29 protein-coding genes, 1 other RNA gene and 1 riboswitch are annotated in these 26,410 nt (G+C 70.1%); of the genes, 15 read left to right on the top strand and 15 right to left on the bottom strand.

Annotation, left to right across the window (positions count from 1 at the left end; all coding sequences use genetic code 11):
- The first annotated feature begins 21 nt into the window (after positions 1–21).
- Entirely contained in the window at positions 22–438 is a 417-nt protein-coding gene (locus tag WT16_RS04360; RefSeq protein WP_015601311.1) for a DNA polymerase III subunit chi, read from the top strand.
- 21 nt (positions 439–459) lie between these two features.
- Entirely contained in the window at positions 460–1,146 is a 687-nt protein-coding gene (locus WT16_RS04355; RefSeq protein WP_063533052.1) for a DUF2486 family protein, read from the top strand.
- Positions 1,147–1,304: 158 nt separating this feature from the next.
- Here WT16_RS04355 and WT16_RS04350 read toward each other — a convergent pair whose 3' ends face one another.
- Complete coding sequence (locus WT16_RS04350) at positions 1,305–1,628, bottom strand: c-type cytochrome (RefSeq protein ID WP_015600121.1); 324 nt, start codon at positions 1,626–1,628, stop codon at positions 1,305–1,307.
- Positions 1,629–1,768: 140 nt separating this feature from the next.
- Positions 1,769–3,442: a dihydroxy-acid dehydratase gene (ilvD, locus tag WT16_RS04345; RefSeq protein WP_006024869.1), complete on the bottom strand. Its 1,674-nt coding sequence runs from the start codon at positions 3,440–3,442 to the stop codon at positions 1,769–1,771.
- A gap of 177 nt (positions 3,443–3,619) precedes the next feature.
- Here ilvD and WT16_RS04340 point away from each other — a divergent pair, with 177 nt between their 5' ends.
- Positions 3,620–4,585 (top strand): LysR substrate-binding domain-containing protein, encoded by a 966-nt coding sequence (locus tag WT16_RS04340; RefSeq protein ID WP_063532777.1) that lies wholly within the window; start codon positions 3,620–3,622, stop codon positions 4,583–4,585.
- A 106-nt stretch (positions 4,586–4,691) separates the two neighbouring features.
- Positions 4,692–5,582 (top strand): prolipoprotein diacylglyceryl transferase, encoded by an 891-nt coding sequence (gene lgt / locus WT16_RS04335; RefSeq protein WP_063532776.1) that lies wholly within the window; start codon positions 4,692–4,694, stop codon positions 5,580–5,582.
- 91 nt (positions 5,583–5,673) lie between these two features.
- On the opposite strand, the gene WT16_RS04330 is transcribed toward lgt, so the two are convergent.
- From WT16_RS04330 to WT16_RS04310, 5 genes are all read right to left on the bottom strand, one after another.
- Positions 5,674–6,411 (bottom strand): SIMPL domain-containing protein, encoded by a 738-nt coding sequence (locus WT16_RS04330; protein WP_015600668.1) that lies wholly within the window; start codon positions 6,409–6,411, stop codon positions 5,674–5,676.
- 198 nt (positions 6,412–6,609) lie between these two features.
- Entirely contained in the window at positions 6,610–7,071 is a 462-nt protein-coding gene (locus WT16_RS04325; protein ID WP_015602326.1) for an EVE domain-containing protein, read from the bottom strand.
- Between the two features lie 75 nt (positions 7,072–7,146).
- Positions 7,147–7,328, bottom strand: a non-coding RNA gene (gene ssrS, locus WT16_RS04320) — 6S RNA.
- 82 nt (positions 7,329–7,410) lie between these two features.
- The gene (locus tag WT16_RS04315) at positions 7,411–7,725 is read right to left on the bottom strand and encodes a cell division protein ZapA (protein WP_006024874.1); all 315 of its coding nucleotides are present in this window, start codon (positions 7,723–7,725) and stop codon (positions 7,411–7,413) included.
- Positions 7,722–8,072: a hypothetical protein gene (locus WT16_RS04310; RefSeq protein ID WP_006024875.1), complete on the bottom strand. Its 351-nt coding sequence runs from the start codon at positions 8,070–8,072 to the stop codon at positions 7,722–7,724. Before WT16_RS04310 ends, WT16_RS04315 begins: the two co-directional genes overlap by 4 nt.
- A 202-nt stretch (positions 8,073–8,274) precedes the next feature.
- Positions 8,275–8,535: riboswitch (cobalamin riboswitch) on the top strand.
- A 68-nt stretch (positions 8,536–8,603) separates the two neighbouring features.
- Here WT16_RS04310 and WT16_RS04305 point away from each other — a divergent pair.
- From WT16_RS04305 to cobC, 6 genes are all read left to right on the top strand, one after another.
- Positions 8,604–10,532 (top strand): TonB-dependent receptor, encoded by a 1,929-nt coding sequence (locus WT16_RS04305; protein ID WP_063532775.1) that lies wholly within the window; start codon positions 8,604–8,606, stop codon positions 10,530–10,532.
- Between the two features lie 78 nt (positions 10,533–10,610).
- The gene (locus WT16_RS04300) at positions 10,611–11,612 is read left to right on the top strand and encodes an iron ABC transporter permease (RefSeq protein ID WP_015601725.1); all 1,002 of its coding nucleotides are present in this window, start codon (positions 10,611–10,613) and stop codon (positions 11,610–11,612) included.
- A complete protein-coding gene (locus WT16_RS04295) occupies positions 11,609–12,439 on the top strand; it encodes an ABC transporter ATP-binding protein (RefSeq protein WP_063533051.1) in 831 nt (276 codons plus the stop codon). The genes WT16_RS04300 and WT16_RS04295 overlap by 4 nt, the downstream gene beginning before the upstream one ends.
- Before the next feature lie 43 nt (positions 12,440–12,482).
- On the top strand, positions 12,483–13,538 hold the full coding sequence (gene cobT / locus WT16_RS04290; RefSeq protein ID WP_006024879.1) for a nicotinate-nucleotide--dimethylbenzimidazole phosphoribosyltransferase: 1,056 nt from the start codon (positions 12,483–12,485) through the stop codon (positions 13,536–13,538).
- Between the two features lie 6 nt (positions 13,539–13,544).
- Positions 13,545–14,303, top strand: coding sequence for an adenosylcobinamide-GDP ribazoletransferase (locus WT16_RS04285; RefSeq protein WP_063532774.1), 759 nt, complete (start codon positions 13,545–13,547; stop codon positions 14,301–14,303).
- A complete protein-coding gene (gene cobC / locus WT16_RS04280; protein ID WP_063532773.1) occupies positions 14,288–14,887 on the top strand; it encodes an alpha-ribazole phosphatase in 600 nt (199 codons plus the stop codon). Before WT16_RS04285 ends, cobC begins: the two co-directional genes overlap by 16 nt.
- 79 nt (positions 14,888–14,966) lie before the next feature.
- Here cobC and WT16_RS04275 read toward each other — a convergent pair whose 3' ends face one another.
- Genes WT16_RS04275 through cobU form a run of 4 tightly spaced genes read right to left on the bottom strand, consistent with a single transcriptional unit; the run spans position 14,967 to position 18,442 of the window.
- Positions 14,967–15,890: a cobalamin-binding protein gene (locus WT16_RS04275; protein WP_063532772.1), complete on the bottom strand. Its 924-nt coding sequence runs from the start codon at positions 15,888–15,890 to the stop codon at positions 14,967–14,969.
- Positions 15,891–15,895: 5 nt separating this feature from the next.
- Positions 15,896–16,954 (bottom strand): threonine-phosphate decarboxylase CobD, encoded by a 1,059-nt coding sequence (cobD, locus tag WT16_RS04270; protein WP_063532771.1) that lies wholly within the window; start codon positions 16,952–16,954, stop codon positions 15,896–15,898.
- On the bottom strand, positions 16,947–17,891 hold the full coding sequence (gene cbiB / locus WT16_RS04265) for an adenosylcobinamide-phosphate synthase CbiB (RefSeq protein ID WP_063532770.1): 945 nt from the start codon (positions 17,889–17,891) through the stop codon (positions 16,947–16,949). The genes cobD and cbiB overlap by 8 nt, the downstream gene beginning before the upstream one ends.
- Positions 17,885–18,442, bottom strand: a complete 558-nt coding sequence (gene cobU / locus WT16_RS04260) for a bifunctional adenosylcobinamide kinase/adenosylcobinamide-phosphate guanylyltransferase (RefSeq protein WP_015601059.1) — start codon at positions 18,440–18,442, stop codon at positions 17,885–17,887. Before cobU ends, cbiB begins: the two co-directional genes overlap by 7 nt.
- 27 nt (positions 18,443–18,469) lie before the next feature.
- Here cobU and WT16_RS04255 point away from each other — a divergent pair, with 27 nt between their 5' ends.
- The 3 genes from WT16_RS04255 (at position 18,470) to WT16_RS04245 (ending at position 21,584) form a co-directional block, all read left to right on the top strand.
- On the top strand, positions 18,470–20,089 hold the full coding sequence (locus WT16_RS04255) for a cobyric acid synthase (RefSeq protein ID WP_063532769.1): 1,620 nt from the start codon (positions 18,470–18,472) through the stop codon (positions 20,087–20,089).
- Positions 20,090–20,294: 205 nt separating this feature from the next.
- On the top strand, positions 20,295–20,711 hold the full coding sequence (locus WT16_RS04250) for a DoxX family protein (RefSeq protein WP_015600407.1): 417 nt from the start codon (positions 20,295–20,297) through the stop codon (positions 20,709–20,711).
- Between the two features lie 249 nt (positions 20,712–20,960).
- Positions 20,961–21,584 (top strand): ParA family protein, encoded by a 624-nt coding sequence (locus tag WT16_RS04245; RefSeq protein WP_006024888.1) that lies wholly within the window; start codon positions 20,961–20,963, stop codon positions 21,582–21,584.
- A 5-nt stretch (positions 21,585–21,589) separates the two neighbouring features.
- On the opposite strand, the gene panD is transcribed toward WT16_RS04245, so the two are convergent.
- The gene (gene panD / locus WT16_RS04240; RefSeq protein WP_009911576.1) at positions 21,590–21,976 is read right to left on the bottom strand and encodes an aspartate 1-decarboxylase; all 387 of its coding nucleotides are present in this window, start codon (positions 21,974–21,976) and stop codon (positions 21,590–21,592) included.
- Between the two features lie 53 nt (positions 21,977–22,029).
- Complete coding sequence (gene panC, locus WT16_RS04235; protein WP_063533050.1) at positions 22,030–22,869, bottom strand: pantoate--beta-alanine ligase; 840 nt, start codon at positions 22,867–22,869, stop codon at positions 22,030–22,032.
- Here panC and WT16_RS30190 point away from each other — a divergent pair.
- Positions 22,859–23,269: a hypothetical protein gene (locus WT16_RS30190; RefSeq protein WP_231892028.1), complete on the top strand. Its 411-nt coding sequence runs from the start codon at positions 22,859–22,861 to the stop codon at positions 23,267–23,269. The genes panC and WT16_RS30190 overlap by 11 nt on opposite strands.
- A gap of 43 nt (positions 23,270–23,312) precedes the next feature.
- Here the strand turns inward: WT16_RS30190 and WT16_RS04230 are convergent, their stop codons facing one another.
- Positions 23,313–24,188, bottom strand: a complete 876-nt coding sequence (locus WT16_RS04230) for a ScpA family protein (RefSeq protein WP_006024892.1) — start codon at positions 24,186–24,188, stop codon at positions 23,313–23,315.
- Positions 24,189–24,192: 4 nt separating this feature from the next.
- The gene (locus WT16_RS04225; RefSeq protein ID WP_004193782.1) at positions 24,193–24,381 is read right to left on the bottom strand and encodes a DUF3460 family protein; all 189 of its coding nucleotides are present in this window, start codon (positions 24,379–24,381) and stop codon (positions 24,193–24,195) included.
- A 208-nt stretch (positions 24,382–24,589) separates the two neighbouring features.
- Between WT16_RS04225 and WT16_RS04220 the strand changes: the two genes are divergently transcribed.
- The gene (locus tag WT16_RS04220; protein ID WP_063532768.1) at positions 24,590–26,407 is read left to right on the top strand and encodes an autotransporter assembly complex family protein; all 1,818 of its coding nucleotides are present in this window, start codon (positions 24,590–24,592) and stop codon (positions 26,405–26,407) included.
- Positions 26,408–26,410 lie beyond the last annotated feature (3 nt).

The raw sequence follows: 26,410 nt of genomic DNA, 5'->3' as shown, positions 1-26,410 counted from the left end.
CACGGCGGGGCGCGGCGAGCGATGACGCGGATCGATTTCCATACGAACGTCGGCGATTCGCTCGCGTACGCGTGCCGGCTGCTGCGCAAGGCGTATCAGGCGGGGCGGCCCGTCGTCGTGTGCGCGGAGCCCGCGCGGCTGCGCGCGCTCGACGAGCGTTTGTGGACGTTCTCGCCGCTCGATTTCATTCCGCATTGCGCGGTCGACAACGCGCACGCGGCGGGCACGCCGATCGTGCTGACCGCGGATCTCGACCGCGCGCCGCATCACGGTATCCTGCTGAACCTGGGCGTTCAGGTGCCGGCGCAGTTCGCGCGCTTCGAGCGCCTGCTCGAAGTGGTCGGCAACACGCCCGACGAACTCGCGGCCGGCCGCGACCGGTACCGGTTCTACCGCGATCGCGGCTATGCGCTCAACAATCACAAGCAGGGCGGCTAGCCCGAGCGGATGGAGGATAACGTGGTCGAAGCCAACGAATCGTCGATCCCCGTGCTGACCGACGTGCTCGTGCCCGGCAATCCGGCGCTCGCGCGGCCGCCCGTCGCCGGGCGCGCGGAGGCGGGCGAGACGGCCGCCGCCGCGGCTCGGGCCGGCGACGCGCATGAAGCGCATGAGGCCCAGGAAGCTCATGAGGCCGACAAGTTCGATGCGGCCGCGCCCGTGGCGCGTGACGCGGCGATCCCACCCGTTGGCGAGACGGGCGTGCCGCCGCGCGCGGAGCCGTCGTTCGTGTCCGCGCCCGATCCGCTTGCCGCCGAACTGCCGACCGCCTATGCGGCGAGCGCGACGTATGCGGACGATCTGCCCGCCGCGCATCCGGCGCCGGATCTCGAACCACCCGCTGCGTTGCCTTCGTCGGTGCCCGAGGTCGGGCAGGCCGCGCCGTCGTTCGCCGCGGACCTCGAAGCGCGGCAGATCGCCGAGCGGCTGAAGAGCCGCATGACCCACTATCTGACGGGGGAAGGGCGCGGCCTCATCGAGGCGCGTTGCCGCGAGGCGCTGCACGACCATGCGGGCTGGCTCGTCGGCCAGATCGCACGCGAAGTCGCGCTTACGCTCGAGACCGAGGTCGCCGGCTGGGTGACGGAGGAAGTCGGCGCGGCGCTCGCGCGCCGCAACGCGCTCACGCAGCGCGATACCGCATAACGGCAAGCCGGCCGGCTTGCCTCATCATCTGTTGCGTCGCCCGTCACGGGCGGGGCGAGCGGCGAGGCGCTCGGGCATCGCGTTGCGCGCGCAATCATCGGCAACCCCGCGCAACAGGATGCCTCGCGCGATCGGCGGCGCGCGTCGATGCGGATGATTTATTTGCGCGACAGGATCCAGTGCGCGAGCGTGCCGGCCTCGGCGCTCGTCAATTGCGTGTTCGCGGGCATCGGCACGTTGCCCCACACGCCGACGCTGCCCTTGACGATCGTCTGCGCGAGATAGGCGGCGGCGTCGCCGCGCGTCGCGTATTTGTCGGCGATCGCGTGGAACGACGGTCCCATCAACGTCTTGTCGATCGCGTGGCAGGCCATGCAGTTCTTGCGTTGCGCGAGCGCGAGGCCGTCGGCCTGCTGCGCGTGCGCATGGGCGGCCGCGGCAACGAGCGCGATTGCCATCAGGCGCAAGGTCGTTCTCTTCATGCTGGTCTCCGCCGGCACAGCGTCCGGCTTGGCGGTGCGCGCATTATAAAAGGAAAGGGGGCGCGAGTACGTCGCGCCCCCTTCTTCGTCTTGTCGCTTTTTGTCGTCCCGCTGTGGCGCCATTGTGGCGCAGCCGTGCGTCAGCCCGTCACCGCGCCCTTGTTCGCCGGGCGGGCGAGCGCCGCGTACTTCGCGAGCACGCCGCGCGTGTAGCGCGGCGCCGGCTGCTTCCACGCGGCGCGGCGGCGTGCGAGCTCGGCGTCGTCGACGTTCAACTGCAGCAGCAGCTTGTGCGCGTCGATCGTGATCGAATCGCCTTCCTGCACGAGCGCGATCGCGCCGCCGACGAACGCTTCCGGCGCGACGTGGCCGACCACCATCCCCCACGTGCCGCCGGAGAAGCGGCCGTCCGTGATGAGGCCGACCGATTCGCCGAGGCCCTTGCCGATGATCGCCGACGTCGGCGCGAGCATCTCCGGCATCCCAGGGCCGCCTTGCGGGCCGAGGTAGCGCAGCACGACGACGTCGCCCGCGTGGATCCTGTCGTCGAGGATCGCGGCGAGCGCGCTCTGCTCGTCGTCGAATACGCGCGCCGGGCCGGTGATGACCGGGTTCTTCAGGCCGGTGATCTTCGCGACCGCGCCGTCCTCGGCGAGGTTGCCCTTCAGGATCGCGAGGTGGCCTTCCTTGTACAGCGCCTGGTCGATCGGGTAGATCACCTTCTGGTCGGCGCGCGGCGCGCTCGGCACGTCCTTCAGCTCCTCGGCGATCGTGCGGCCCGTGATCGTCACGCAGTCGCCGTGCAGCAGGCCCGCGTCGAGCAGGAGCTTCATCACCTGCGGAATGCCGCCCGCCGCGTGCAGATCAGTCGCGACGTACTGGCCCGACGGCTTCAGGTCGCAGATCACCGGCACGCGCTTGCGGATGCGCTCGAAGTCTTCGATCGACCAGTCGATCTCGGCCGCGTGCGCGATCGCCAGATAGTGGAGCACCGCATTCGTCGAGCCGCCCGTGGCCATGATCACCGACACAGCGTTCTCGATCGACTGCTTCGTGATGATGTCGCGCGGCTTCAGGTCCTGCTTCACCGCCTCGACGAGCACGCGCGCCGATTCCGCCGCCGAGTCGACCTTTTCCTGATCGGGGTTGGCCATCGTCGACGAGTACAGCAGCGACATGCCGAGCGCCTCGAACGACGAGCTCATCGTGTTCGCGGTGTACATGCCGCCGCACGAGCCCGTCGTCGGGCACGCGTTCTTTTCGACCCCTTCGAAATCCTCCTGCGACATGCGCCCCGCGGTGAACTCGCCGACCGCCTCGAACGACGACACGATCGTCAGATCCTTGCCCTTCCAGTGGCCGGGGCGGATCGTGCCGCCGTACACGTAGATGCCCGGCACGTTGCTGCGCGCGAGCGCGATCATGCCGCCCGGCATGTTCTTGTCGCAGCCGCCCACGACGACGACGCCGTCCATCCACTGGCCCTGCGCGCAGGTCTCGATGCAGTCGGCGATCACCTCGCGCGACACGAGCGAGTACTTCATCCCTTCGGTGCCCATCGACATGCCGTCCGAGATCGTCGGCGTGCCGAAGATCTGCGGATTCGCGCCGGCGTCCTTGACGGCCGCGACGGCGGCGTCCGACAGGCGCTGCAGGCCCGCGTTGCACGGCGTGATCGTCGAGTGGCCGTTCGCGATGCCGATCATCGGCTTGTCGAAATCTTCCTTCTGATAGCCGAGCGCGTAATACATCGAGCGGTTCGGCGAACGGGCCACGCCTTGCGTGATGTTCTTCGAGCGGCGGTTGTACGACATGGGGAACTCCATCATCGACTGGTTGACTGTGGGGCCGAGCGGCGCGCTGCATCGGCGCGGTCCGGCTCAGGTGGGCAAGAATGCAGTTTCTGTTGGAGAATGTCCAATATATTATTCATCGTCTATTAGGTCGATACGCATATCAATTGGCGTGTTGACGACGAGGCGGAGCCTGATTTGACCCCTGATCTGCGCCAATGGCGCTATTTCATCGCCGTCGCCGACGAGCGGCACTTCGGCCGCGCCGCCGAGCGGCTCTCGATGACGCAGCCGCCGCTGTCTCAGGCGATCCGCGCGCTCGAGGATGTGCTCGGCGTCGCGCTCTTCGCGCGCACGAAGCGCTCGGTCGAGCTGACCGCGGTCGGCGCGGCGCTGCTGCCCGACGTGCGGCGGCTGATCGCCGCGGCCGACGCGCTGCCGCCGCTCGCGCAGAGCCTTGCGCGCGGCGAGGCGGGCTCGCTCGCGCTCGCGTTCGTGTCGACGGCCGACTACGGGTTGCTGCCGCAACTGTTGCGCGAGTTCGGCGCGCGCCACCCGCACGTGCGGCTGCAACTGACCGAGGCGACGAGCGACGTGCAGATCGAGGAGCTCGCTGCGGGCCGCATCGACGCGGGGCTCGTGATCCCGCCCGTGCCGCCGCGGCACGCGGCGTCGCTGTCGTATCTGCCGGTGCTGCGCGAGCCGCTCGTCGTCGCGATGCCGGCCGACGCCGCCGAGGCGGCGGGGGACGCGCCCGTGCGCATCGCCGACATCGCGTCGCTGCCGCTCGTCATCTTCCCGCGTCGTCTGGCGCCCGGCTTTTATGACATCATTACGGGCTGCTACGGCGCGGCGGGCGTCGCGCCGCGCATCGGCCAGGAGGCGATCCAGATGCAGACGATCGTGAGCCTCGTGTCCGCGGGCATGGGTGTCGCGCTCGTGCCGCAATCGCTGCGTAACCTGCGGCGCACGGGGGTCGTCTACCGCGCGCTCGCCGATCCGGCGCCCGTCGTCGAGACGGGCCTCGTGTGGCGCACGGACGACGTAAGTCCGGTGCTCGCGGGCTTCATCGACGTCGTGCGAGGCGCCGCGCGGCGCGCTTCGCCTTCGCCGCCGGACGCGGCCGCCGGGGTGGACGTGAGCAGGCGCGCGACGCGGCCGTGAACGTTCGCGCGGCGCGGGCGTCGAATCGCGGTCGCGACGCGTTCGCGCGGTGGCGGTCGACGTGCCCATGCATGCCGCATCGATTCAGAACCTTCAACGCTAACTCATGATCACTCATCCGAATTTCGATCCCGTCGCGATTCACCTCGGCCCGCTCGCCGTGCGCTGGTACGGGCTCATGTATCTCGTCGGCTTCATCCTCGCGATCGTCGTCGGGCGGCTGCGCCTGAAGCTGCCGCACGTCGCCGCGCAAGGCTGGAGCGCGAAGGACATCGACGACATGATGTTCTACGGCGTGCTCGGCGTCGTGCTGGGCGGCCGGCTCGGCTACGTGCTGTTCTACAAGGCGGGCTACTACTTCTCGCATCCGCTCGACATCTTCCGCGTGTGGGAGGGCGGGATGTCGTTCCACGGCGGCTTCCTCGGCGTCACGCTGGCGATGGCGCTGTTCGCGTGGCAGCGCAAGCGCCACTGGCTCGAAGTGACCGACTTCGTCGCGCCGATGGTGCCGACGGGGCTCGCGGCCGGGCGGCTCGGCAACTTCATCAACGGCGAGCTGTGGGGCCGCGTGACGAGCCCCGACGCGCCGTGGGCGATGCTGTTTCCGGGCGCGTCGCGCGACGACGCCGCGTGGCTCGCCGCGCACCAGGACATCGCCGCGAAGTGGAATCTGAACGAGGTGTTCCTGTCGCACCAGATGCTGCCGCGGCATCCGTCGCAACTGTACGAAATCGCGCTCGAAGGCATCGCGCTCTTTTTCGTGCTGTGGTTCTTCTCGCGCAAGCCGCGGCCGATGGGCGCGATTTCGGCGCTCTTCTTGATCGGCTACGGCGCCGCGCGCTTCACGGTGGAGTTCGCGCGCGAGCCGGACGATTTCCTCGGCCTGCTGACGTTCGGCCTGTCGATGGGGCAGTGGCTGTCGCTGCCGATGATCGTCGCGGGCGTGCTGATGATGATCTGGGCGTATCGGCGCGGCGGCGTCGCGAAGCCGGCCTGATCGTCCGGGGCGCGCGATGAAAAACGCCGGCTCGTCGCCGGCGTTTTCGTATCGACTGTCAACGGCGCGCCAACGCGCCGCTTCCAGTACGTCACTTCATCTGCACCGAGCCGTTCACGTTGACGGTCACGGTCGTCTTGCCGCCTTCGACGGCGATCGGCGCGCTCATCTTCGCGCTATCCATCGCGGGCGCGGCCATCGCGAACATCCGCGGATACGGCTGCACGTTGCGGCCGCTGCCGACGTTCACTTCGCGGATCGCGTAGTTGTTGTAGCCGAACGCGCGCGTCGCTTCCTCGGCGCGCGTGCGGAACGCCTTGATCGCTTCCGTCGTGAGCTTCTGCTCGGCCGCGCGCTGCGCTTCGGGCGACAGCGAGAACGCGACGTTGCCCACTTGCATCATCGGGCTCAACTGGCCCGCGAGCTTCGATGCGGCTGCGAAGTCGTGCGACTCGAGCACGACCTCGGTGCGGCCGCGCCACGCGGAGATCCTGCCGTCGCGGTCGACGCTCGGCGACACCGAGAATTCACCCGTGCGGGCCGTGACGCCCGTGACGCCGCGCGCCTGCGCGAGCGCCGCATCCGCGCGCTTGTTCAGCTCGGCGGTCAGCGTGCCGGGGTCCTTTGCCTGTTGCTCGTAGAACAGCGTGATGTCGACGACGTCCTGCGGGACGTCGGTGCTTGCCTGTGCGGACAGCGACAGCACGCCCGCGGGCGGCTGCATCTGGCCCATGCTTTGCGCGCGCGCGGCGGACGGGGCGAGCGCGAGGGCGATCGGCAGCGCCGCCGCAAGCGTGACGGCAATGGCTAGAGCGGATTTTTTCGTCATTGTTGACTCCTTGAGCGTAAGCGCGCACGCGTTCGGGGGCGTGCGATGCGCGGACGGACGCCGCGCTTCTCCAGAAACGCCCGGCGGACGCGGCACTGCATCCGTCGATGCGCCCATTAGGCCGTCGAAGGCGGGCTGAGGTTCCGGCCGGCGCGGATTCTTGCGCCGGCTCTGACAATGTTTGACGTGGCGGCCGCGTCACTTCATCAGGCGCGTCGTGATGAAGCGCCATTCGTCCGGCGTGACGGGCGTGATCGACAGCCGGTTGCCTTTCGCGAGCACGCGCATGTTCGCGAGCGCGTCGTGCCCGCGCAATGCGGCGAGGGGAACGAGCGGCGACTTCCTGACGAAGCGCACGTCAACGAGCACCCAGCGCGGCGATTCTTGCGTCGACTTCGGATCGTGGTACGGACTTTGCGAATCGAACTGCGTCGGATCGGGGTAGGGCGTCGACGAGACTTGCGCGAGCCCCGCGATGCCGGGCTCGGGGCAGCTCGAATGATAGAACAGCACGCCGTCGCCGATCTGCATCATGTCGCGCATGAAGTTGCGCGCCTGATAGTTGCGCACGCCGGTCCACGGCAAGGTCTGGTCGGGGGCGGCGGCGAGATCGTCGATGCTCGCCTCGTCCGGTTCGGATTTCATCAGCCAGTAGCGCATGGATCGCAATGACTCGACGCAATGAAAAGGCTGCACAAAAGGAAACGGCATCGGGACTTGCCCGATGCCGTCGAATAGGCCCCCGCCTTAGCCGCTAGGCCGGCATCCTGAACCTGAGGTTCAGAATTGGTCGCAGTTAGCAGCACTTCGGGTACATCAGACAGAGTGACGCGCGCGCCCGTGCTACAAATTTCCGCAACCGTGCACATGGCATTGGTTCAAGGAATATATGACCTTGGCGAACCAGGCAGGGAAGCTGACTTGACTGTTCGAATCACCTTTGGATTCAGCGGCTTGAACGCGATAGATCAAGCATTGGCCGAACCCGGTGAAACTTGTTTACTGCACCTCGTGCTGTGCGAGCACCGCACCGAGTTGTTCATTCATTTGGCGCATTGTACGCCGGATTTCTTCCGCAGGGAACGCCTCGCCGTGACGCACGCTCTGTTGCAGCCTGAGCAACTCCGACGCGAGCGACAGCGCGGCCATCACCGCGATGCGATCCGTGCCGCGCACCGAACTGTTCGCGCGGATCTTCGACATTTCCGCGTCGACACGCGCGACCGCCTCGAGAAGCGCCGCCTCGGTTTCGGCCGAGCAGGCGAGACGATACGACTGGCCGAGAATCGATACTTCGATCTGCTTCGTGCTCATGCATGTTCTCCGTGGCCCGTCGCACTTTCGCCTTCGTCGTTCGCCTGCGGTGCGAGCAGGTCGAGCTGGTTTTCCGCATCCGGCACGCTTTTCGTGCGCGGCAGTTTCTCGAGGATCGCGTTGAGCTTCACTTGCGCGTCGTCGATTTTCGCCGACAGCGTGTCGCGCTCGGCCGCGAGTGCGTTGCGCTCGTCGCGCAACTGCTCGAGTTCCGCGTGCAGCGTCTGCGCTTCACTGCGCAATTGCGCGACCTGCTCCTCGAGCGCGAGCCGTTCCGTTTGATGGCGTTGATTCAGCGCGATCAGGCGGCCGATGTTTTGAGATAGGGTTTCGAGTTCGTTGAGCATGTGCTGCGTCCTCTAAAGACCCAGCATTTTAGCGCGGAATAGGCGAGTTTCCGATATCTGTAACGTTTCTAGACGTAACACCCCCGCTTCTCGCCGCGAAATATCTTCGTCGTTCGTTGATGCCGATCGTCTCGCCGATAGACGGCGCGACGTTTCTTGCGCCGCGTCGGCGCGGCGCCTTGACGCTGCGGCGCGCGCACTCCTAAACTGGCGCCGCCTCGGTGCTCGCGCGCTTCGCGCGCGGTTAAACGGGAAGCAGGGCGCGACGTCCGCCGGGACCGAGTCAACCTGCGCTGCCCCCGCAACGGTAAGCGATCGCATCGGTTTCGATGCAAGCCGCACTCTCGATGCGCCGGCACGGCCGCCTCGGCCGGCCGCCGGCGCCGTGCCACTGCGCATTGCGCGGGAAGGCGAGGCGGTGATGTCGCGAGCCCGGATACCGGCCGAGGCGGGGAGACGGGCGTGCCCGTCTCCGTGATGCGGAGCCTGCGGGGAAGCGGGCGCCGCAGTGACTCAACAGGATCTTCGTTCATGCGAACCCCTCTCGTTCGCGCAGCGCTCGCCGCTCTGTCCGGACTGCCTTGCATCGCGCTCGCGCAAGGCGATGCGTCGGCATCTGCCGCATCCACCGCATCCACCGCCGCCTCCAGTGCGTCTTCGGCCGCGCCGACGCGCTCGACATCCTCGACATCCGCCGAGCCGCTCGCGCCGATCATCGTCACCGCGCAACGCGGGCCGCAGAAGCTCGCCGATGCGATCCCGCAGACGACGCTCTTCGATGCGCAGGACATCGCCGACAGCGGCGCGACCGATCTGCCCGGCCTGCTCGCGCTCGCGCCCGGCGCGCAGATCGTGCGCAACGGCGGGCCGGGCGCGAGCGCGAGCCTTTTCCTGCGCGGCGCGCAGCCGACGCAATCGCTCGTGCTGATCGACGGCGCGCGCGTCGATTCGGCGAGTCTCGGCCAGTCGCAGATCAGTCAGTTGCCGCTCGATCAGATCGATCGCGTCGAAGTGGTGAACGGCAACGTGTCGTCGCTGTACGGGTCCGGCGCGATCGGCGGCGTCGTGCAGGTGTTCACGAAGAACGGCGGCGATCATCCGCCGCGCTTCGATTTCTCCGCGGGCTACGGCAGCTATCACACGCAGACGCAAAGCGCGGGCGCGTCGGGCCGGCTCGACGAGGACGGCAAGACGACGTTCAGCGTGTCGCTCGCGCGGCTGAAGACCGACGGCTTCTCGGCGCTCGATCCCGCGCGCAAGCCGCAGGCGAATCCGAACGCGAACGGCTATCTGAACGAGAGCGCCTCCGCGTCGCTTCGGCACCGGTTCAGCGACAAATGGGACGCGGGCGTCACATACTTCCAGGCGAACGGCCGCAACAGCTACGACGACGCCTACGGCTCGCCGACCGATCTGAACGACCTGTACAGCCGCGTCCAGCAACTGTCCGCGTTCGCGAACGGCAAGCTCGCCGACTGGTGGACGACGCGCGTGAACGTGTCGAGCGGCAAGGACCGCAACCAGTCGGCGCTGAACGGCGCGTACACCGATCACTTCAATACCGACGACCGCCAGTACACGTGGCAGAACGACTTCGCGATCGCGCGCGGCCACAAGATCCAGGCGGGGTACGAGCGGCTCGACCAGTCGTTCGAATCGAACAGGTATTCGGCGCCAGAGCGCCACGTGAATTCCGGCTGGCTCGGCTACACCGGCCGCCTCGGCGGCAGCCAGTTCCAGGCGAATGTGCGCCGCGACCAGTACTCCGATTTCGGCGGCGCGAACAGCTACTATCTCGGCTACGGGCTCGACGTCACCGAGCGCTGGAAGGTGTCGGCGAGCTATTCGAGCGCGTTTCGCGCGCCGAGCTTCAACGATCTGTACTATCCGAACGCGGGCAACCGGTCGATTCGGCCCGAGCGCAGCCATTCGGTCGAGGCGGCCGTGCAGTATGCGTCGGATGCGGTGGGCGTCGTGCGCGTCACCGCGTTCCAGACGCGCTACACGAACCTGATCGACTATCGTCCCGGCGCGAGCGGCCCGTACTATGTCGCGCAGAACGTCGGCCGCGCGAAGGTGCAGGGCGTCGAGGGATCGTGGCAGGGGCACATCGGCAGGACCGACGTGCGCGTCGCCGCGACGCTGCAGAACCCGATCGATGAAACCGCCGGCCGGGATCTGAACCGGCGCGCGCGGCGCTTCGCGGCGATCTCGGCGAACCGCTCGTTCGGCGGCTGGCGCGTCGGCGGCGAATGGCTCGTGAGCGGCGCGCGCGACGATTTCGGCGATCATCTCGGCGGATACGGCGTCGTCAATCTGTCCGCGCGCTACGACATCACGAAGTCGTGGTACGTGAGCGCGCGCCTCGACAATCTGTTCGACAAGGACTACGAGCTTGCCTATGCCTACAACACGCCGCGCCGCGGCGCCTATGTCACGCTCGGCTGGCAGCAGCGCTGACGGCCGGCCGCGCCGTCGGCGCGGTTCGCGCGGCCGCGCGCGGGTGGGCGCATGAGGTCCGATGCGCGCGGCGCCGGCATGCATGCGGCGCGCGCGGCCGCGATCTGGGCCGCGCTCGCGCTCGTCGCGTGCGCGACGTTCGTCGCGTCGCTCACGCTCGGCAGCGTGCCGATGACGCCCGTCGACGCGCTCGCGGCGCTCGTCCATCGCGCCAGCGCCGATCCGCTCGCGGCCGACATCGTCCGCACGCTCAGGCTGCCGCGCGCGCTCGCGGGCTTCGGCTGCGGCGCGCTCCTCGCGCTCGCCGGCGCGCTGCTGCAGGTGCTGCTGCGCAATCCGCTCGCCGAGCCTTACGTGCTCGGCGTGTCGGGCGGCGCGGCCGCGTTCGCGCTCGGCGCGATGATCGCGGGCGGCGCGTGGTGGATCGTCGATTTCGCATCGTTCGCCGGCGCGCTCGCATCGATCGCGTTCGTGCTCGGGCTCGCGCGCCGCGAGCTGTGGCGCGGCGAGCCGCGCGACGCGTCGCCGCGGTTGCTGCTCACGGGCGTCGTGATCTCGGCCGGCTGGTTCGCGCTCATCACGCTGATGCTCGCGATCGCGCCCGACGAGCGCCTGCGCGGCATCCTGTTCTGGCTGTCGGGCGACCTGAGCGGCGCGGCGTCGCCGTGGTTCGCGCTGGCGGCGCTCGCCGCGGCCGCGTGCGTCGCGCTGCCGGTCGCGCCGCAACTGAACGTGCTGCTGCGCGGCGACGCAGCGGCCGCCGCGCTCGGCGTGCCGGCCGCGCGGCTGCGGCTGCGCGTCTATCTGATCGCGTCGCTCGCGGCGGCCGCGGCCGTCACGACGGCGGGCACGATCGGCTTCGTCGGGCTCGTCGTGCCGCACGCGCTGCGGCTCGCGTTCGGCAACGATCAGCGGATGCTGCTGCCCGCCGCGATGCTCGCGGGCGGCGCGGGCGTGATGGCCGCGGACCTGCTCGCGCGCACGGCGATCGCGCCCGCGCAGTTGCCGGTCGGCGTGATGACGGCGCTGATCGGCGTGCCGCTTTTTCTGTGGATGCTGCTGCGGAGGACCGCGCGATGACGACGCACGGCGCGCCGACGCCGCGCTCGGCCCGCTACGGCATGCTGCGTCTCGTGCTGAAGGCGGGCGCGCGCACGCTGCTCGACGAATTCACGCATACGTTCCATCCGGGCGAGCTGTGGTGCGTCGCCGGGCCGAACGGCGCGGGCAAGACGACGTTGATCACGACGCTCGCCGGGCTCGCGAAGCCGGCGGCGGGCCACGTCGAGGCGGACGGCGTGCCGCTCGCCGACTGGCGGCCCGAAGCGCTCGCGCGGCGGCGCGCGCTGATGGCGCAGGCGCTGCACGATGCGTTCAGCGCGAGCGTGTTCGATACCGTGCTGCTCGCCCGCTTCCCGCATCTGACGGGCTGGGGCTGGGAGCGCCCCGATGACCGCGCGGCCGCGCACGCGGCGCTCGCGGCGCTCGGGCTCGAATCGTTCGCCGCGCGCGACGTGCTGTCGCTGTCGGGCGGCGAGCGGCAACGCGTCGCGCTCGCGGCCGCGCTGTGCCAGGACGCGCCGCTGCTGTTGCTCGACGAGCCGCTCGCGCATCTCGATCTGCATCACCAGATCGACTGTCTCGTCGCGCTCGCCGGCTGGCTGCGAGCGGGCGAGCGCACCGCGATCTTCTCGTGCCACGACCTGAATCTCGCGCGCCGCTTCGCGACGCACGCGCTGTTGCTCGACGGCCGCGGCGGCGCGCACGCGGGCCCGGTGCGCGACGTGCTCACGCCCGAGCGCGCGAGCCGCGCGTTCGGCTACCCGCTCGTGCTGATCGAGCGCGACGGCCGCGAGGCGCTCGTGCCCGCGTGGCCCGATGCGCATGATCGTCCCCGCAGCGCCTGATCGACGCGCATCGCGCGACCCATTTCATCCAGGAGACGAACCGATGACTTTCACCTTCTCCCTGCCGACCGTCGAGCCGCTCGACGACGCCGAACTGCGTGCGACGCTTGCGCGTGTCATCGATCACAAGACGAAGCCGCCCGGCAGCCTCGGGCGCATCGAAGCGCTCGCGCTGCAGCTCGGCATGATCCAGCGCACGACCGCGCCGAGCGTCGCGCGTCCCGTGATGATTGTGTTCGCCGGCGATCACGGGATCGCCGCCGAAGGCGTGAGCCCGTATCCGCAGGCGGTGACCGCGCAGATGGTCGCGAACTTCGTCGCGGGCGGCGCGGCGATCAATGCGTTCTCGGGCGTCGCGGGCCTCACGCTCGAGATCGTCGATGCGGGCGTCGCGTCGCCGTTGCCGGAATCGCCGCAGCTCGTCGGCGCCGCGATCGCGCGCGGCACGCGCAACTTCGCGCACGAGCGCGCGATGTCGCGCGACGAAGCGCTCGCCGCGCTCGCCGCGGGCGCCGCGCGCGTGCGGCATCACGCGGCGCTCGGCACCAACGTGATCGGCTTCGGCGAGATGGGGATCGCGAACACGTCGGCGGCCGCGTGCGTGATGAGCCGCCTGCTGAACGTGCCGATCGACGCGTGCGTCGGCCGCGGCACGGGCCTCGACGACGCGGGCCTCGCGCACAAGCGCGCGGTGCTCGGGCGCGCGCTCGAGCGGCACGCGGACGCGGTCGAGCCGCTCGACGTGCTCGCCGCGTTCGGCGGCTTCGAGATCGCGATGATCGCGGGCGCGTTCCTCGAAGCGGCGCGCGCGCGGATGGCGATCCTCGTCGACGGCTTCATCGCGACCTCGGCGCTCGTCGTCGCCGACGCGCTCGCGCCCGCGGTGCGCGAATACTGCGTGTTCTCGCACGTGTCGAACGAAGCGGGGCATCGGCGCATGCTCGAGCACTTCGGCGGCGAGCCGCTCCTCGCGCTCGACCTGCGTCTCGGCGAGGGCACGGGCGCCGCGCTCGCGCTGCCGCTCGTGCGCGCGGCGGCGGCGTTCGTCAACGAGATGGCGAGCTTCGAGTCGGCGGGCGTCGCGAACCGCGATGCGTGACGCGCGATGAATCCGCTCGCCGAACTGCGCTACTTCGTCGTCGCGCTCGGGTACTTCACGCGCGTGCCGGTGCCGCGCGCGATCAGCGGCGCGGCCGTCGATCTCGCGCATGCGGCGCGTTACTTTCCGCTCGTCGGCGTGTGCGTCGGCGCGCTCGCCGCGGCCGTGCATCTCGCCGCCTCGCGCGTGTGGCCGCCGGGCGTCGCGGCGCTCGTGTCGATCGCGGCGACGCTCGCCGCGACGGGCGCGCTGCACGAAGACGGCCTTGCCGACAGTTGCGATGCGTTCGGCGGCGGCTACACGCGCGATGACGTGCTGCGGATCATGCGCGATTCGCGGATCGGCACGTTCGGCGCGGCGGCCCTCGTCGTCGCGCTTGCGCTGAAGTGGCAGGCGCTCGCCGCGATGCCGCCCGCGCGCGCCGCGTGGGCGATGATCGCCGCGCACGCGGGAAGCCGCACGCTCGCCGCGAGCCTGCTCGTCACGCTCGACTATGCGCGCGCCGCAGGCAAGGCGCAGCCGGTCGCGCACCGGATGCGCGCGGGCGCGTTCGCGTTCGCGGCCGTGCTCGGCCTGCCGTGGCTGTTCTGGCCGGACTGGCGCGCGGGCGCGCTCGCGCTCGCGGCGATGCTCGTGCTGCGCGCGGGCATCGCGCGTTATCTCGACGCGCGCATCGGCGGCTATACCGGCGATTGCCTCGGCTTCGCACAGCAGGTGTTCGAGCTGTCGATCTATCTGGCGATGCTCGGATGGATGTCGTCCTGATTCGCCATCCGGCCGTCGCCGTCGATGCGGGCCTTTGCTACGGCAGCAGCGACGTGCCGCTCGCGGCGGGCGCGGCGGCGGGCGCGGCCGGCATCCTGCGGCGGCTGCGCGCGCTCGGCGTCGCGCGCGCGTCGCGCGTGTGGGCGAGCCCGCTCGCGCGCTGCGCGGACGTCGCGCGCATGCTGGCCGACGACGTGTGCGCGCCGGTCGAGATCGATTCGCGCTTGCGCGAAATCGACTTCGGCGCGTGGGAGATGAAAAGCTGGGACGCAATCGGCCGCGACGCGCTCGATCGATGGAGCGCCGATCTGATGCATGCGCGCGAGCACGGCGGGGAGAGCGCCGCGCAATTCGTCGCGCGCGTGCGGCCGGCGCTCGCGACGCTCGCTGCTTCGGCGCGCGCGAGCTGGGTCGTCACGCATGCGGGCGTGATGCGCGCGCTGGCGTCGCAGGCGCTCGATGCGCCGCTCGAGGCGATGCTCGCGCGGCCGATCGCGATGGGCGGCGTCGTGTGGTTGCGGCGCGATGACGATTGTGCCGGCGATTGCGCTGGCGCCTGGCGGCTCGAGCATTGGGACGCGTGACGCCCGCAATCGGCAAGCGAGCCCGCGCGCGAGCGTGATTTTCGTTCGAGTGAGTCAGTGAGCGCGCATCGCGCCGCGCTCACGGCTTCGGCCGCCGCGCGCGCGCGACGTCGAGATCCCGGCACAGTTGCTCGGCGCCTTGCGCGATGCGCGGCGCGGGCCGCGTCAGCAGGTCGCCGTCGATCGCGAACAGATTGTCTCGCGCGACCGCGGTCAGCCTGGGCCACGCGCGCCAGCGCGCGAAGTCGGGCAGCGCGTCGCGCGTCGGGGTCGCGCCGGCCGCCGTCGTCACGATCGCTTCCGGATTCGCCGCGAGCACCGCTTCGTCGGTGACGGACGGCGCGACCGGCTGCAGTTGCGCGAACACGTTGCGGCCGCCGCACAGCGCGATCACGTCGCTGACGATGTGATCGCCGTTCAGCGTGATGAGCGGCTTGTCCCACGCCTGAAAGAACACCGTCACGGGCGGCTTGCCCGCGTAGCGCGCGCGCAGTTGCGCGATCCGCCGCCGGTACGCGTCGGCCGCCGCCGACGCGGTCTCGCGCGTGCCGAGCAGCAGGCCGAGCTTGTCGAGCGACGCGGCGACGTCGTCGAGATGCCGCGGCTCGCTGAAGTAGAGCGGGATGCCGAGCGCGCGCAGCCGCTCGGTCTCGCGTCCGGCGTTGCCGTGACGCCAGACGACGATCAGGTCCGGCTTGAGCGCCGCGATCCGTTCGAGGTCGAGCGCCTGGTTCGAGCCGACGCGCGGGATCGCCTTCGCGGCGGGCGGGTAGTCGCTGTACGACACCGCGCCGACGAGCTTCGCGCCGCCGCCCGCCGCATAGACCAGCTCGGTCACGTGCGGCGCGAGGCTCACGACGCGCTGCGCGGGCGCGGCGAGCGTGATCGCGTGGCCGGCGTCGTCGGTGACGGCGATGTCCGCGTGCGCGGCGGCGGTTGGAAGCGCGCAGGCGCTTGCGGCGACGGTCGCCGCGAGGGCGGTGCGGGAGAGGGCGAGGCGCATGGGCGTCAATCTTGTTTCGTCGATCCGGACGGCTTCGTCGACGCGACGGGCAGCGCCGGCACGCATTCGGCGAGCGCGCATTCGAGCCGCCGCCATTCGTCTTCGCCGGCGGGCAGCCCGATGCGCACGCTCGGCGCGTGCGCGAAGTAGCGCGTCCAGATCCCGCACGCCGCGAGCGCGTCGTGCAGCGCGTGCGCGCGCGGATCGGCGGTCCAACTGAAAAGCGGCGTCGCGTGCGTGACGAAGCCGTTCGCACGCAGCAGCGCGGCGAGGCGCGCGCTGTCGTGCGCGAGCCGCTCGCGCGTCGCGCGCTGCCACGCGGTGTCCGCGAACGCGGCGAGCACCGCGTGGCGCGCCGGGCCGCTGACGGTCCACGCGCCGAGCGCATCGCGCAGCCGCGCGAGCAGCGCGGGCGCGGCGAGCGCGAAGCCCGCGCGCACGCCCGCGAGCCCGAAGAACTTGCCGACCGAGCGCAGCACGACGAGGCCGTCGCGGTGCGTGTCCGCCGCAAGTGACGCGTTCGGGTGCGCGTGCGTGTCGGCATCCGCGAACGCCTCGTCGACGATGAGCGCGCCGCCGCGCGCGACGAGCTGCGCGTGCCAGCGCAGCAGCCGCGCGCGATCGACGCGCTCGGCGGTGGGGTTGTTCGGATTGGCGACGATCGCATACGTGAGCGCCGCAGGCAGCGTGTCGCTGCCGCAGTCGAGCGGCGCGCCGGGATGGCCGTGGCGCGCGAACGCGGGTGCGTATTCGCTGTATGCGAGCGGCGCGACGCCGACCGTGCCGCGCGCGAACAGCGCCGGCAGCGCGCGGATCGCCGCCTGGCTGCCCGCGACGGGCAGCACGTGCGCGGCGCCCGGCGCGCCGTAGTAGCGCGCCGCGTGCGCGGCGAGCGCGCCGTCGTCCTCGGGCAGCCGGCGCCAGGCGTCGGCGGGCACGGGCGGCACCGGATAGCCGTGCGGATTGATGCCCGTCGACAGATCGAGCCACGCGTCGCGCGGGATGCCGTGGCGAAGGGCGGCTTCGTGCAGATTGCCGCCGTGCGTGATCGGTGCGTCAGCCATGGTGCGTTGCGATCGACAGTGCCGCGCCCGCGATCAGCAGCGCGAGCCAGAGAATCATCGTGCGCGCGACGAGCGACAGCGCGGCCGCGATGTGCACGGGCGCTGCGGGCTCGCCCGCGCCGAGCACGGGACGGTCCTCGATCGCGCCGTGATAGACGGCGGGGCCGCCGATCACGACGTTCAGGCTGCCCGCGCCCGCGGCCATCACGGGGCCCGCGTTCGGGCTGTCCCAGTGGCGCGCCTGCGCGCGCCAGCAGCGCCACGCGTTCGCGGTGTCGCCGAGGAGCGCGTAGCTCGCCGCGGTGAGGCGCGCGGGCGCCCAGTTGAGCGCGTCGTCGATGCGCGCGGCCGCCCAGCCGAAGCGCGAGAAGCGCGGCGTCCGATAGCCCCACATCGCGTCGAGCGTGTTCGCGAGCCTGAACAGCAGCGCGCCCGGGCCGCCCGCGAGCGCGAACCAGAAGAGCGCGCCGAAGATCGCGTCGTTGCCGTTCTCGAGCGCAGATTCGACCGCCGCGCGCGCGAGCGCGGCCTCGTCGGCGTCGCTCGTGTCGCGCGACACGATGCGCGAGCTCAGCATGCGCGCGGCCGCGAGGTCGCGGCGCAGCAGCGCTGCGGCGATCGGCGCGACGTGCTCGGCGAGGCTGCGCGCGCCGAGCGCGAACCACAGCAGCGCGACGTGCAGCGCGGCGGCGATCGGCCACGGCAGCGTCGCGACGAGCCATGCGGCGAGCGCGACGGGCGGCGCGACGACCGCGAGCCACGCGGCGAGGCCCGCGAGCCGGCCGCGGCGTCCGGTATTGAGCGCGCGCTCGACGCGCGCGGCGAGCCGGCCGAACGCAACGAGCGGATGCGCGGTGCGCGGCTCGCCGACGAGCTTGTCGACGACGCAGCCGGCGACCGCGAGGAAGGCGACGGCGGGCAGCGACAGGATCAGCATCGCGGCGCGCCCTCGTGCTTGATCGTGACGGGCAGGCCGGCCACGCACAGCGTCACGCGCGTCGCGAGCGCCGCGATGCGCTGGTTGACGCGGCCGAGCGTATCGACGAAGCGGCGCGTTTCCTCGCCGAGCGGCACGACGCCGAAGCCGATCTCGTTGCTGACGACGATCACCTGCGCGCGGCTCGCGCGCAGCGCCGCTTCGAGCTCGGCGACGTGCGCGCCGCAGCGCGCGTCGTCCACGCCCGGGCCGTCGGCCGGGCAGAGCAGGTTCGTGAGCCAGAGCGTCAGGCAGTCGACGAGCACGCACGCGTTCGCGTCGTCGAGCCGGGCGATCGCGGCCGCGAGTTCGACGGGCGCCTCGACGAGCGCCCAGTCGGCCGGCCGGCGCGCGCGATGATGCGCGATGCGCTCGGCGAATTCGCGGTCGGCGACGCGGGCGGTGGCGATGTAGGTGACGGGCCGCCCGCCGGCGGCGGCGAGCCGTTCGGCGTGCGCGCTCTTGCCCGAGCGCGCGCCGCCGAGAACGAAGGTGAGGTCGCGCGGAGTCATCGCGTGATTGTAACGGGCCGCGCGATAATGCGGCTTTCGCCATTTGCCGCGCGCCGCGCGTCGCGCGATTCGTTCACGATGACTGCCAACGCCAACGCCAACGCCAACGCCAACGCCAACGCCAACGCCAACGCCAACGCCAACGCCAACGCCAACGCCAACGCCGCCCGTGCGCGCGGCGCGCTGATGATTCAGGGCACGACGTCCGACGCGGGCAAGAGCACGCTCGTCGCGGGCTTGTGCCGGCTCGCGCGCCGCGCGGGCATAAGCGTCGCGCCGTTCAAGCCGCAGAACATGGCGCTCAACAGCGCGGTGACGGCGGACGGCGGCGAGATCGGCCGCGCGCAGGCGCTGCAGGCGCTCGCGGCCGGCATCGACGCGCACACCGATCTGAATCCGGTGCTGCTGAAGCCGACGGGCGATCGCGGCGCGCAGGTGATCATCCACGGCAAGGCGCGCGCGAACCTGAACGCGCGCGCCTATCACGACTACAAGCCGACCGCGATGCGGGCGGTGCTCGAATCCTACGGCCGGCTGCGCGGCGCGTACGACGCGGTGATCGTCGAAGGCGCGGGCAGTCCCGCCGAGATCAACCTGCGCGAAGGCGACATCGCGAACATGGGATTCGCGGAAGCGGTCGACTGCCCGGTCGTGCTCGTCGCCGACATCGACCGAGGCGGCGTGTTCGCGCATCTCGTCGGCACGCTCGCGTGCCTGTCGGACAGCGAGCGCGCGCGCGTGCGCGGCTTCGTGATCAACCGCTTTCGCGGCGATCCCGCGCTGCTCGAGCCGGGGCTGCGCTGGCTCGAGGCGCGGACCGGCAAGCCCGTGCTCGGTGTGCTGCCCTATTTGCACGGCCTCACGCTCGACGCGGAGGACATGCTGCCCGCGAGCGCGCGCACGGCGGCGCCGCGGCGCGACGCGAGCGTGCTGCGGGTGGTCGTGCCCGCGCTGCCGCGAATCAGCAACCACACCGATTTCGACGCGCTGCGCGTGCATCCGCGCGTCGACTTCGCGTACTGGAAGAGCGGGCCCGCGCCCGACGCCGATCTGCTGATCCTGCCCGGCTCGAAGAACGTGCTCGCCGATCTCGCGTGGCTGCGCGACGCGGGCTGGGACGCGCTGGTCAAGCGCCATCTGCGCTACGGCGGCAAGGTGATCGGCATCTGCGGCGGCATGCAGATGCTCGGCCGCACGCTCGACGATCCGCACGGCGTCGAGGGCGAGGCGGGCGCGACGAGCGCGGGCCTCGGCCTCCTCGACTATGCGACGACGCTGACGCCGGAGAAGACGCTCGTCAACGCGACGGGGCGGCTCGCGTTCGGTGGCGATGCGCGCGTCTCCGGCTACGAGATCCACATGGGGCGGACGGAAGGGCCGGCGCTTGCGTCGCCAGCGCTCGCGCTCGCGGGGCCGGACGGCGAGCGGCCGGACGGCGCGGTGTCGGCGGACGGGCAGATTCTCGCGACCTATCTTCACGGGCTCTTCGACACGCCGCAGGCGTGCTCGGCGCTGCTCGAATGGGCGGGGCTCGGCGGCGCGGAGCCGGTCGACTATCCGGCGCTGCGCGAGGCGTCGCTCGAGCGGCTCGCCGACACGCTCGCCGAGCACCTCGATCTCGATCGCGTGTTTGCGGCGTTCGCGTGATGGGCGCGCGCGGGCGGGAGGCCAGGGCGCGAGGCGCGGCACGCAACCCGGACAGCCAAAGGGCGCGATCCCGTTGATTTTCCGCTCGCCCCTCGCTTGGCAATTCATTCTCATTTGGAAATAAATTAGGCCAAACGAGCTATTTTTCATCAAAAGCGACTCGAATAAAGTTCGTTCCATTCAAACTTCGAACGAGGAACCCAACATGGATTCGAACCGCTTGAACGACGCCGGCGCCGCGTTGCTGCGCGTCGCGCTCGGCGTGCTGTACCTCGCGCACGTCGCGCAGAAGGTCTTCGTGTTCACGCTGCCCGGCACCGCGCAGTTTTTCGCATCGGTCGGCCTGCCGGGCTGGCTCGCTTATGTGACGACGCTCGTCGAGCTCGCCGGCGGCCTTGCACTTCTTGCGGGCGTGCGGGTGCGGCTCGCGTCGCTCGTGCTGCTGCCGTTCATGCTCGGCGCGACGATGACGCACTTCCCGAACGGCTGGAGCTTCGCCGCGCCGCACGGCGGCTGGGAGTATCCGGCGTTCTGGGCGGTCACGCTTGTCGTCCAGGCGCTCGTCGGCGCCGGCGCGTTCGCGCTCGGCGGCGCGCGCGGCGTCGCCGGCCGGGCCGCGTAAGCGGCGTTCGGCCGCCGCCGCCCGTGCGCGGCGAGCCGCGGCGGCCGCAACGCCGGCCCTCGCCACGGCGCGGCGCTCGGCGCGCGGGCTGCGCGCGGCGTCGATTTGCCGCCGTCCGTTCGGGCGCCGCCGGACAAACCCGTTTCGGTGCGGACGCATTTGCCGATATCATCGCTCCCTGTATCCGCATTTTTCGCGGCGCGGCGCCGGTGCCAGGCGTCGCGCCGCGTGGCTTCTTCGGGGGAATTCATGACGGTGATCGTGGTGGCGAATCCGAAGGGCGGCGTCGGCAAGAGCACGCTGTCCACCAATCTGGCTGGGTATTTCGCGGCGCAGGGCGCATGGGTTGCGCTCGCCGATCTCGACCGGCAGCAGTCGGCGCACGCATGGCTCGACCTGCGGCCGGCCGGGCTGCCCGCGATCGAGACCTGGGCGCTCGATCCCGATGCGCCGTCGAAGCCGCCGCGCGGCCTCGAATACGCGATCGTCGATACGCCGGCCGGCCTGCACGGCAATCGGATGAGCGTCGCGCTCGAGTTCGCCGACAAGGTGATCGTGCCGTTGCAGCCGTCGATGTTCGATATCCTGGCGACCCAGCAATTCCTCGAGCGCCTCGCGAGCGAGAAGGCGGTGAGGAAGGGCGCGATCAAGGTGGGGATCGTCGGGATGCGGGTCGACGCGCGCACGCGCTCGGCCGAGCAGTTGCACCGCTTCGTCGAGGGGCTCGATATGCCGGTGCTCGGCTATCTGCGCGATACGCAGAACTACGTGCAGCTCGCCGCGCACGGCCTCACGCTGTGGGATGTCGCGAAAAGCCGCGTCGACAAGGATCTCGAGCAGTGGGGACCGATCGTCGAGTGGGCGCAGAAGTAGGCGCTTTACGTCCAGTTCTGCGTCGGCACGTGATCGCGGCTGCCCTTGATCTTGTTGTCTTCGTCGACGAACACGAGATTCGGCTTCCAGCCCGCCTTCAGCTCCGCCTCGTCGATCATCGCGAACGCGGCGATGATCACGAGGTCGCCCAGTTGCGCGCGGCGCGCGGCCGAGCCGTTCAGCGAGATCATCCCGCTGCCGCGCTCGCCCTTGATCGCGTACGTCGAGAAGCGCTCGCCGTTGTTGATGTTCCAGATGTCGATCCGCTCGTTTTCGACGATGTTCGCGGCGTCGAGCAGATCCTCGTCGATCGCGCATGAGCCCTCGTAATGCAGCTCGCAGTGCGTGACCGCCGCGCGGTGGATCTTCGATTTCAGCATGTGGCGCTGCATGATGGCTCCCTTGGTGCTACCAGACGAAAGGCGGGCGGCCGCGTGGCCGGCCGTCAGATTTCCAGATTGTCGATGAGGCGCGTCGCGCCGAGCTTCGCCGCCGTGAGCACGACGAGCGGCTCGCCCGCCTCGAGTTGCGCCGCGGTCGGCGCGACGAGGTTCGCGCGCCGGCGGATCGACACGTAGTCGGCCTTCCAGCCGCGCGCGGCGAGGCGGGCGAGCGCGCGCTGCTCGATTGCCGCGAGATCGCGCTCGCCGCCCAGCACCGCGTCGCGCACCTGCGCGAGCGTCTTCGCGAGCTCGGGCGCCTCCGTGCGCTCGGTTTCGCTCAGATAGCGGTTGCGCGACGACAGCGCGAGGCCGTCGGCGTCGCGCACGGTCTCGGCCGCGACGATGTCGACGGGCATCGCGAGCTGCTGGCACATCCGCCGCACGATCATCAACTGCTGGTAATCCTTCTTGCCGAACACGGCGACGCGCGGCTGCACGCACGCCATCAGCTTCGTGACGACCGTGCACACGCCGGTGAAGAAGCCGGGGCGGAACTCGCCTTCGAGGATGTCGCCGAGGTCGTGCGGCGGCTGCACGCGATATTCCTGCGGCTCGGGGTACATGTCTCGCTCGGTCGGCGCGAACAGCACGTAGACGTTTTCCTTCTGCAGCTTCTCGATGTCTTCCTGCAGCGTGCGCGGGTATTTGTCGAAGTCCTCGTTCGGGCCGAACTGGAGCCGGTTCACGAAGATGCTCGCGACGACCGGATCGCCGTGCTGGCGCGCGAGCCGCATCAGCGACAGGTGCCCGTCGTGCAGGTTGCCCATCGTCGGCACGAACGCCGTGCGGTTCTGGCCGCGTAGCTGGTCGCGCAGTTCCTGGATCGAGCTGATGACTTTCATGAGTTGGCGGTTCCTCGCGCGGTGCGCGCGTTGGCCGCGCGAGGCGGCGTGGTCGGGATCGTCGTGGCCGGAACGCATGGGGCGTCGAGCGTCGGCGATTGTAGAGGATTTGCCGTTTTGGCGCATCGATAAAAGCACGATCGTTCACTTTAATCGGCACAGGCGCGGCAACGCGGCGGCGATCAGATGGGGCGGGACCGAAAGGGCGGCCGCGATCGCGATTTCGCCGAGGCCGACGGCGCGATCGGATTTCGCGCATCCGTGCGCCGACGCACGTAACCGCTTTGTCAGCCTGCGCGGCATGGCGGCATCAAACGTGACGTATCGCAATGTGTCGGTGCGTGTCGTCGCGCGGCAAGCCGCCGTCACGCTTCGAATCCTGAATCGTCGGATGAAATGACCGGCGCGTGCGCCGAATCACACAAGCGCCGCGCGAAACGCGCTCAAGCCGGCAGATAGGCGAGCCGCACGTAGATCGGCGCGAACGGCTCGGCCTGCGTGATCTCGACGAGCGATTCGCGCGCGAGCTCGAGCATCGCGATGAAGTTGACGACGACGACGGGCACGCCGCGCGACGTGTCGAACAGATCGGCGAACTCCATGAAGCGCGCGTTCTGCAGCTTGCGCAGGATGAGGCTCATGTGCTCGCGCACCGACAGCTCCTCGCGCGAGATCTTGTGATGCTGGACGAGCTTCGCGCGCTTGAGCACGTCGGCCCATGCGGCGCGCAGGTCGTCGGCGTTCACGTCGGGGAAGCGCGGCGTGATGCTCTGCTCGATGTACACCTCGGCGCGCAGGAAGTCGCGGCCGAGCTGCGGCAGTTGATCGAGGCGCTGCGCGGCGAGCTTCATCTGCTCGTATTCGAGCAGGCGCCGCACGAGCTCGGCGCGCGGGTCCTCCGCTTCCTCGCCCGTGTCCGCCTTCTTCACGGGCAGCAGCATTCGCGACTTGATCTCGATCAACATCGCCGCCATCAGCAGGTATTCGGCCGCGAGCTCCAGATTCGACTCGCGGATCTGGTCGACGTAGCCGAGATACTGCGCGGTGACCTCCGCCATCGGGATGTCGAGCACGTTGAAGTTCTGCTTGCGGATCAGGTACAGCAGCAGATCGAGCGGGCCTTCGAACGTTTCGAGAAAGACTTCGAGCGCGTCCGGCGGGATGTACAGATCCTGCGGCAGCTTGAAGAGCGGCTCGCCGTACAGGCGAGCGAATGCCGCGACGCCGTCGACCGTGTCGGGCGTCGAATCCGCGCCGGCGGGCGCGGCGATCGCGTCCTCGGGCTGCGCGCTGGCGCTGGCCTCGTCGGCGGCGCTCACGGCGTCAGAAGTTCTGGTAGTAGACGTATGGCGTCTGGCGCACGCGCGCGCGCTGCTGCGCGTCGCGCTCTTCGAGGTCGATCGGCTGCTTGTCCCACAGCAGCGCGCGGCCCTTGCGCTGCTCTTCTTCGAGCGTCGGCTTTTGCTGCTTCAACTGGTTCAGGAATTGCGTGATGTCGGACTGGTACGGCATGGCTTGGCTTTCCGTTCTGAGCCGGGCGCGGCGCGCCCGCGGGTACGATCGCCGGGATTTTACCGCAACGCGGGGAACAGCCGGCGGCAAACGGCGTCGAAAGCGCGAGCGTCATGCGTCAATGTGTCCGAAAGCGCGTTCCGCGTGCACCGCACTGTGTTCAAATGACGGCTTTGATCCGACGAAATTCTTACAGCGGAGGTTTTGTTTGGCAGGGCGGGCACCACGACAGCATGCTTTTTCGCGCGGCGCGCGCGGCGCGCCGAGCCGCTCGCCCGGATGGCACGCATTTGCGCGGTGCGGGCTGCGCGCGCTGCTCGCGGGCTGCGCGGCCACGCTCGCGGCGCCCGCGTTCGCGAAGTACGCGGTCGAGATCGACGCGCCGCGCTCGGTCAGGAGCCTCCTCAAGCAGCACCTCGACATCGCCCGCTTCGCGAAGCGCGAGGACCTGAGCGAAGACCAGTTCGAATTCCTCGTGACCGCGACGCCGCAGCAGGTGCGCGAGCTCGCCGCGACGGCCGGCTACTTCTCGCCCGTCGTGCGCACCGACGTGCGCACGACGGGCGGCGAGCGCCGCGTGACGGTGTCGGTCGAGCCGGGCGCGCAGACGGTGGTGTCCGCGGTCGATCTGAAGTTCGACGGCCCGGTCGCGAGCGAGGACCCGAAGCAGGAGACGGCGACGCGTCTTGCGTTCTCGCTGAAGCCGGGCGACCCGTTTACGCAGTCCGGCTGGGACGATGCGAAGAACGCGGCGCTCAGGCAACTGCAGTCGCGCCGCTATCTCGGCGCGAAGATCACCGCGTCGGAGGCGCGCATCGATCCGCGCACGCGAGAAGCGACGCTCGCGGTGACGCTCGACAGCGGATCGACGTTTACGATCGGCGCGCTCGACGTGTCCGGCGTGCGCCGCTATCCGGAAAAGATCGTGCACAACGTGAATCCGCTGGCGGTGGGCGAGATCTACGACGCGAAACGCATCACCGAACTGCAGCGGCAACTGCAGAACACGCCGTACTACGCGAGCGTCGCGATCGACGTCTCCGACGACGTCGCGCGCCCGCTCGATTCGCCCGTTCACGTGAAGGTGAGCGAATACCCGTACAACAGCGTGCGCGGCGGGATCGGCTACGCGACCGACACGGGGCCGCACATTCAGGGTTCCTATACGTATCTCGACACGTTCGGCGCCGCGTGGCCGCTGTCGGTGTCGGGGCGGGTCGACCAGATCCAGCAGTACGGGCAGGTCCAGCTATCGATGCCGCCGGGGCCGCGCGCGTGGACCAACAGCATCCTCGCGTCGTACACGAACACGAACGTGTCGGACACGCGGATCTACAGCGCGCGCATCGGCGCGCAGCGCACGCGCACCGGCCAGTTCATCGACTACTCGTACTCGCTGATGTTCTATCAGGACCGGCTCGACCAGAACGGCGCCGGCCCGACGACGAGCCGCGCGCTCGTCCCGCAATGGGCGTGGACGCGCCGCAACGTCGACGATCCGCTGTTCCCGCGCTCGGGCAACCTGATCCACGCGGAAGCCGGCTTCGCGGTGAAGGGCGTGCTGACCGACCAGACGTTCATCCGCGGCTACGCGCGCGGCCAGCAATACGTGCCGATCGGCAAGCGCGACCTGTTCGTGTTTCGCGCGGAGCTGGGCGGCGTGTTCACGAGCGGCGGCTCGTCGGGCGTGCCGGCGTCGCTGCTGTTTCGCGCGGGCGGCTCGAACTCGGTGCGCGGCTACGGCTACCAGAGCATCGGCCATTCCGTCGACGGCTCGGTGCTGCCGACCAAGTACCTGGTGACGGGCACGGCCGAATACCAGCACTGGTTCAACCGCGACTGGGGCGCGGCGACCTTCTTCGACATCGGCACCGCGACCGACGCATGGGGCGAGAAGGTGTTCTATCCGGGCGCGGGGCTTGGCGTGCGCTGGCGCAGCCCGGTCGGCCCCGTCAATTTCGATCTCGCTTACGGCTTGAAGAACAAGAGCGTGCGTCCGTATCTGACGCTCGGCATCGCATTCTGATTT

The organism is Burkholderia sp. MSMB1589WGS, from assembly GCF_001636105.1.
Classification (GTDB): domain Bacteria; phylum Pseudomonadota; class Gammaproteobacteria; order Burkholderiales; family Burkholderiaceae; genus Burkholderia; species Burkholderia humptydooensis.
The sequence above is the reverse complement of the archived record's forward strand: the minus strand, read 5'-3'. Positions and strand labels throughout refer to the sequence as shown.

Coding starts and splice junctions, on each gene's coding strand:
- WT16_RS04360 (WP_015601311.1), top strand. CDS start 22: ATGACGCGGATCGATTTCCATACGAACGTCGGCGATTCGCTCGCGTAC.
- WT16_RS04350 (WP_015600121.1), bottom strand. CDS start 1,628: ATGAAGAGAACGACCTTGCGCCTGATGGCAATCGCGCTCGTTGCCGCG.
- ilvD (WP_006024869.1), bottom strand. CDS start 3,442: ATGTCGTACAACCGCCGCTCGAAGAACATCACGCAAGGCGTGGCCCGT.
- lgt (WP_063532776.1), top strand. CDS start 4,692: ATGATCACTCATCCGAATTTCGATCCCGTCGCGATTCACCTCGGCCCG.
- WT16_RS04330 (WP_015600668.1), bottom strand. CDS start 6,411: ATGACGAAAAAATCCGCTCTAGCCATTGCCGTCACGCTTGCGGCGGCG.
- WT16_RS04325 (WP_015602326.1), bottom strand. CDS start 7,071: ATGCGCTACTGGCTGATGAAATCCGAACCGGACGAGGCGAGCATCGAC.
- WT16_RS04315 (WP_006024874.1), bottom strand. CDS start 7,725: ATGAGCACGAAGCAGATCGAAGTATCGATTCTCGGCCAGTCGTATCGT.
- WT16_RS04310 (WP_006024875.1), bottom strand. CDS start 8,072: ATGCTCAACGAACTCGAAACCCTATCTCAAAACATCGGCCGCCTGATC.
- WT16_RS04305 (WP_063532775.1), top strand. CDS start 8,604: ATGCGAACCCCTCTCGTTCGCGCAGCGCTCGCCGCTCTGTCCGGACTG.
- WT16_RS04300 (WP_015601725.1), top strand. CDS start 10,611: ATGCATGCGGCGCGCGCGGCCGCGATCTGGGCCGCGCTCGCGCTCGTC.
- WT16_RS04295 (WP_063533051.1), top strand. CDS start 11,609: ATGACGACGCACGGCGCGCCGACGCCGCGCTCGGCCCGCTACGGCATG.
- cobT (WP_006024879.1), top strand. CDS start 12,483: ATGACTTTCACCTTCTCCCTGCCGACCGTCGAGCCGCTCGACGACGCC.
- WT16_RS04285 (WP_063532774.1), top strand. CDS start 13,545: ATGAATCCGCTCGCCGAACTGCGCTACTTCGTCGTCGCGCTCGGGTAC.
- cobC (WP_063532773.1), top strand. CDS start 14,288: ATGGATGTCGTCCTGATTCGCCATCCGGCCGTCGCCGTCGATGCGGGC.
- WT16_RS04275 (WP_063532772.1), bottom strand. CDS start 15,890: ATGCGCCTCGCCCTCTCCCGCACCGCCCTCGCGGCGACCGTCGCCGCA.
- cobD (WP_063532771.1), bottom strand. CDS start 16,954: ATGGCTGACGCACCGATCACGCACGGCGGCAATCTGCACGAAGCCGCC.
- cbiB (WP_063532770.1), bottom strand. CDS start 17,891: ATGCTGATCCTGTCGCTGCCCGCCGTCGCCTTCCTCGCGGTCGCCGGC.
- cobU (WP_015601059.1), bottom strand. CDS start 18,442: ATGACTCCGCGCGACCTCACCTTCGTTCTCGGCGGCGCGCGCTCGGGC.
- WT16_RS04255 (WP_063532769.1), top strand. CDS start 18,470: ATGCGGCTTTCGCCATTTGCCGCGCGCCGCGCGTCGCGCGATTCGTTC.
- WT16_RS04250 (WP_015600407.1), top strand. CDS start 20,295: ATGGATTCGAACCGCTTGAACGACGCCGGCGCCGCGTTGCTGCGCGTC.
- WT16_RS04245 (WP_006024888.1), top strand. CDS start 20,961: ATGACGGTGATCGTGGTGGCGAATCCGAAGGGCGGCGTCGGCAAGAGC.
- panD (WP_009911576.1), bottom strand. CDS start 21,976: ATGCAGCGCCACATGCTGAAATCGAAGATCCACCGCGCGGCGGTCACG.
- WT16_RS30190 (WP_231892028.1), top strand. CDS start 22,859: ATGACTTTCATGAGTTGGCGGTTCCTCGCGCGGTGCGCGCGTTGGCCG.
- panC (WP_063533050.1), bottom strand. CDS start 22,869: ATGAAAGTCATCAGCTCGATCCAGGAACTGCGCGACCAGCTACGCGGC.
- WT16_RS04225 (WP_004193782.1), bottom strand. CDS start 24,381: ATGCCGTACCAGTCCGACATCACGCAATTCCTGAACCAGTTGAAGCAG.